Annotated in this window: 2 protein-coding genes; both read right to left on the bottom strand. The window is 72.3% G+C overall.

Annotated features, from left to right (window positions below; translation table 11 throughout):
* On the bottom strand, positions 1–4,913 hold a 4,913-nt coding region (locus tag ACFC1F_RS42520; RefSeq protein WP_376167091.1), incomplete at its 3' end, for an amino acid adenylation domain-containing protein.
* The coding region (locus ACFC1F_RS42515) for a phosphopantetheine-binding protein (protein ID WP_376167089.1) at positions 4,910–5,252 on the bottom strand (343 nt) is incomplete at its 5' end. The genes ACFC1F_RS42515 and ACFC1F_RS42520, both read right to left, overlap by 4 nt.

Raw genomic sequence — 5,252 nt, 5'->3', positions numbered from 1 at the left:
TTCGCCCGCGCATCCAGCTCCGCGAACGACACCTCCACCCCGTCGCACGACACCGCCACCGCACCCGGCACCCGCGCCACCTGCGCCTCGAACAGGCCGGGCACCAGACCACCCGGCAACTCCACCGCCGTCCCGGCCCACTCCTCCACCACCAGGGCACGCTCACGCGCACCCAACACCCCCACCGCCGACAACCGCGTGTCCGGGGCCTCCTCCAACGCCGAGAGCAGATTGGCCAACGCCGTCTGCAACAGGACGCCGACCCGCGCCGGGTCGGCCGGAGCTGCGGCGTGGACCGTCACCTCGAACCCGGTTCCCCGGTCGCCCACGGACACGTTCAGGGGGTAGTTCGAGCGGTCCCAGAGATAGAGCACCCGCACGCCTTCGAGGCCGGTGCCCCCGTCCTGATCGGGACCACCGACGGCGGACCGGTTGTAGCGGTAGTTGAAGACGGAGCTGAACAGCGGACTCGAACCCGGCATCGCGCTGGCCCGCTGCGCGACGGCCAGCGGCGCGTGTTCGTGCACCAGCAGCTCGGCCAGCTGGTGGCGCAGGCCGTCGAGGGCCTCGTCGACCGTGGCCGACCCGACCCTGACGCGAACCGGGAGCGTGTTGAGGAAGAGACCCGGCACCCGGTCCGAGCCGGCGCCGGAGTCCATCCGCCCGAACAGCACCGTGCCGAACACCACGTCGTCCCGGCCCGACACGGTCGCCAGTACCCGCGCCCACGCCAGGTGGAACACCGTCGCCGGACTCACCCCGCGGGAACGGGCCAACTCCCGGAGACGGGAGGACAGTTCTCCGTCCAGCGTCAGCTGCGCCTGCTCGGAATCCGTGCCGTCCCCGCGCACGTCGACCAACCCGAACGGCGCCGTCGTCTCCTCCACATCGCCCAGCAGCCCGGCGAAGTAGCGCTCGTGCTCCTCCTGCGACACACCGAGCCGGGCCTGAGCAACAAAGCTGCGGAACGGCAGCGGCTCCGGGAGCGCGTCGCCGTTGCCCGACAGGATGGCGCGGAGCTCGCCGAGCACCACGTCGATCGTGGTGTGGTCCTGCACCAGGTGGTGGATGCGCACCAGCGCGAGCCACTCGCCGGCGACCTCCCCGGCCGCCGTCAGCACCCGGATGAGCGGGGCGGCGGTGAGGTCGATCCCGCCCCCGCCCGCAGCCACCAACTGGCCGACCAGGTCGGGTTCCTGCGGATTCAACTCGACCTGCTCAACCGGGAGCTCGGCCCGCCGGGTGACGACCTGGACGGGCTCGCGGAGGTCCTCCCAGACGATCGCCGTGCGGTACACGTCGTGCCGGTCCACCACCTGCTGGAGCGCGGCGAGAAACGCATCCAGGCGCTCGCGCGAGTCGAATCCCAGCACCATCGGCTTCGCGTAGACGTCCGTCGAGTGCTGATCGGCCATCAGATGATGGAAGAGAATGCCTTCCTGGAGCGGCGCGAGGGGGTAGAGGTCCGCAATGTTCGCCGCACCACCCGGGATGCGCGCCACCAGACGGGCGACCTCGGTTTCGTCCAGGTCCACCAGCGGCAGCATCCCGGGCGTGATCTCGTGAGCGCCCTCGGGGATCAGGTTCGGCGGGACGGCAACCCGCTCGGCACCGGACGCGGCCGCCAGTCCGGCAGGCGTCGAGCTCTGGAACAGCGCCCGCACCGAGACGGAGACGCCCTGCCTTCGCAGGTCCTCCACCAGCGAGACGGCCAGCAGCGAATGCCCGCCCAGAGTGAAGAAGTTGTCGTCGACACCGACGCTCTCCAGGCCCAGGGCCCGCGCGAACGCGGCGCACAGGATCTCCTCCTGCACCGACGCCGGGCCGCGACCGGCACCCGCCACGGCGGCGAAGTCCGGGGCGGGCAGCGCCCTGCGGTCCAGCTTGCCGTTGCCCGTCAGCGGCAGCGCGTCCAGCACCATCACCGCCGACGGCACCATGTGCTCCGGCAGCTTTGATCCCGCGAACTCACGTACAGCAGTGGGCAGTTCGTCGGATGCTTCAACGGTGGGGACAACGTAGGCGACCAGGCGGCGGTCACCGGGGGTGTCCTCGCGGGCGACGACCGCCGCGTGCGCCACGCCCGGATGGGCGGCCAGCACCGCCTCCACCTCACCCGGCTCGATCCGGAAACCCCGCACCTTCACCTGGTCGTCCGTACGGCCCAGCACCACCACACTGCCGTCCGCCGTCCAGCGGGCGCGGTCACCGGTGCGGTACATCCGCCCGCCCTCGGCACCGCCGAACGGGCAGGCCACGAACCGTTCCGCCGTCAACCCGGCCCGGCCCACATAGCCGCGCGCCAACTGCACACCCGCGACGTACAACTCACCCGCAACCCCTGGCGCCACCGGCTGCAGGAACCCGTCCAGCACGAACAGCCGCGTGTTCCCGACCGGACGACCCACCGGCACCACACCGGACGCCACCGACTCCGCCGTCAGGCGCGTCGTCGCGACACCGATCGTCGCCTCCGTCGGCCCGTAGTGGTTGAACACCCCACGCTCGCCGGCCGCCTCCAGCAGCCCCTCCACCAGCGCGGCCGGGGCGGCCTCTCCGCCCAGCACCAACGACGCCGCGGGCACCACACCCCCCGGTCCGGCTACAGCGGCCAGCGCGGAAAGGTGCGAGGGCACCACCTTCACGAAGTCGATCCGGTGCTCGGCGAAGTACGCCGCCACCGCCGCCGGATCCGTCACCGCCTCCTCAGGGAGGATGTGCAGCTCACCCCCGGTCGCCAGGCTGGCGAACAGCACCGTGTTCCCCAGGTCCGTCGCCTGCGCCTGCAACAACGCATACCGACCACCCTCACCGCCGAACCCGACCCGGGACGGCACCGACCCCACATAGTTCGCCAAAGCCCCGTGCGTCACCCCCACACCCTTCGGACGCCCCGTCGACCCCGACGTGTAGATGACGTAGGCCAACCCGTCCGCCAGAAGCTCCAGTTCGGGCGAGCTGTCCGGCTGTCCGGCCAGTTCGGCCGCCACCACCGGGTCGTCCAGGGCAATGGTGCGTGGTCCCCCCTCGGCCGGGTCCGCGATCACCGATTCCGGCTGTGCCGCGGCTCGGCGCAGCACGAGGTCCGCCCCGCTGTCGGCCAGCAGGTGGGCGATCCGGTCCGCCGGCTGCCCCGGGTCGATCGGCAGGTAGGCGGCGCCCGCCTTCCACACCGCCAGGATCGCCGCGATCGTGTCCGCTCCGCGCGGCAGGCAGATGCCCACCACCGCCTCCGGGCCGACACCCTGTCCGACCAGGTAGTGCGCCAGCCGGTTCGCCCGTGTCGCCAGCTCTCCGTAGGACACCTCAGTGCCGTCCACCACGAGCGCCACCGCGTCCGGCGTGCGTGCCGCCTGCACCTCGAACGACTGCGGGACCATCAGCTCCGGCAGCGGCTGCGCCGTCCGGTTCCACCCCTCCAGCACCTGGTCGCGCTCGGCCGGGTCCAGCACCTCCACCCGGTTCACACGGGCCAGCGGGTCACCGGCCATCGCCGACAGCACTCGCACGAGGCCGTCCGCGATCCGCTCCGCCGTCGCCGGGTCGAACAGGTCCGCCGCCGCCGTGAGCGCGCCACGCACCCCTGCGGGTTCACCCCGTTCGTCGAACACCTCGGACAGCACGAATTCGAGGTCGAACTTGGCCGCCTGGCGTCCGAGCGCGACCTCCTCGGCCAGGACGTCGGGCAGTTGAAGCACCGAGCCGGCGTCCGCCTGGGCCGAACCGGCGCTCTGCACCGTGAGCATCACCTGGAAGAGCGGGTGACGGGCCAGGGACCGGGCCGGGGAGAGCTCCTCGACCAGCCGCTCGAACGGCACCTCGTGGTGCCCGAAAGCGCCCAGCGTGGTCGCACGCACGCGCTCCAGGGCCTCGACGAACGTCGGGTCGCCGGACAGGTCGGTGCGGATCACGACGTTGTTGACGAAGAACCCGACGAGCTCGTTCAGCGCCTCGTCCATCCGCCCGGCGATCGCCGAGCCGATCGGGATGTCCTGCCCCGCCCCGAGTCGCGAGAGCGTCACCGACAACCCGGCCTGAAGCACCATGAACAGGGTCGCCCCGCGTTCCCGCGCAAGCTCGGCCAAGCGCCGGTGGACGTCCGCCGGAACCCGGACGGGAACGCTGTGGCCGCGATGGCCCGGCAACTCCGGACGCGTCCGGTCCGCCGGCAGCTCCAGCTCCTCCGGGAGCCCGGCCAGCGCCTCACGCCAGTAGGCCAGCTGTCCGGATATCACGCTGTCCGGGTCGTCCTCGCCCCCGAGCACCTCGCGCTGCCAGAGGGTGTAGTCCGCGTACTGCACCGGCAACGGCTCCCAGACCGGAGCGGCACCGGCGAGCCTCGCCGTGTAGGCAGCCGACAGGTCCCGCGCCAGCGGGCCGATCGACCAGTCGTCCCAGACGATGTGGTGCACCACCAGGACCAGCAGGTGCTCGTCCGGGCGAACGGCGAACAACCAGGCCCGCAGCGGTGCCTCCGACGCCAGGTCGAACGCGTACGCCGTCGCCCGCGCCACCGCGCCGGCCAGCTCCGCCGCGGCGACCGTCCGCCCCGGAAGCTCATCCGACGCCTCGGCCGCGGCCAGATCCAGACCGCCCAGCACGCCCCGGCCGCCCCGGTCGCCCCGGTCGCCCCGGTCGCTCGGCCCGCCGGAGTCGACGACCTCGACCACCGACAGCTCCCACGGCAGGGCATCCAGCTCAATGACCTGCTGGCAGGGCTGACCGTCGACCAGGGGGAACGTCGTACGCAGAACCTCGTGCCGTCCGACGATGTCCCGCAGGGCCGCACCCAGCGCCCCGTGGTCCAGCTTGCCGGTCAGCCGCAGGACCATGCGGTTGTTGTAGGTCGCGTTCGGCCCCGCCAGCTGCGCCAGGAACCAGAGCCGACTCTGTGAGAAGGACAACGGGATCATCGGGACTCCTCCTGCTTGCGCATCGGCCGCAGCGTGGGCCTGGCCTTCTTCGGGCCGGCGCTCCTGTCGGCGAGCCAGGCCGCGAGCCCGGCCGGGGTCGGTACCTCGAACAGCGTCGGCAGCGGCAGGTCCACCCCCAGGTCGGTCCGCAACCGGCCCGCCAGGCGCATGACCAGGAGGGAGTGGCCGCCGAGGGCGAAGAAGTCGTCCTCGACGCCGACCGCCTCCACGCCCAGGACCTCGGCGAACGCCTGGCAGAGGAGCTCCTCCTGGGCGTTCGCCGGCGCCCGGCCCGGCGTTCCCGATCCGGTGTACTCGGGGGCGGGCAGAGCCTTGCGG

This window comes from Kitasatospora sp. NPDC056181 (genome assembly GCF_042266225.1).
Lineage (GTDB): Bacteria > Actinomycetota > Actinomycetes > Streptomycetales > Streptomycetaceae > Kitasatospora.
Note: the sequence above shows the minus strand (reverse complement) of the source record. Positions and strands in the feature narration are given on the sequence as shown.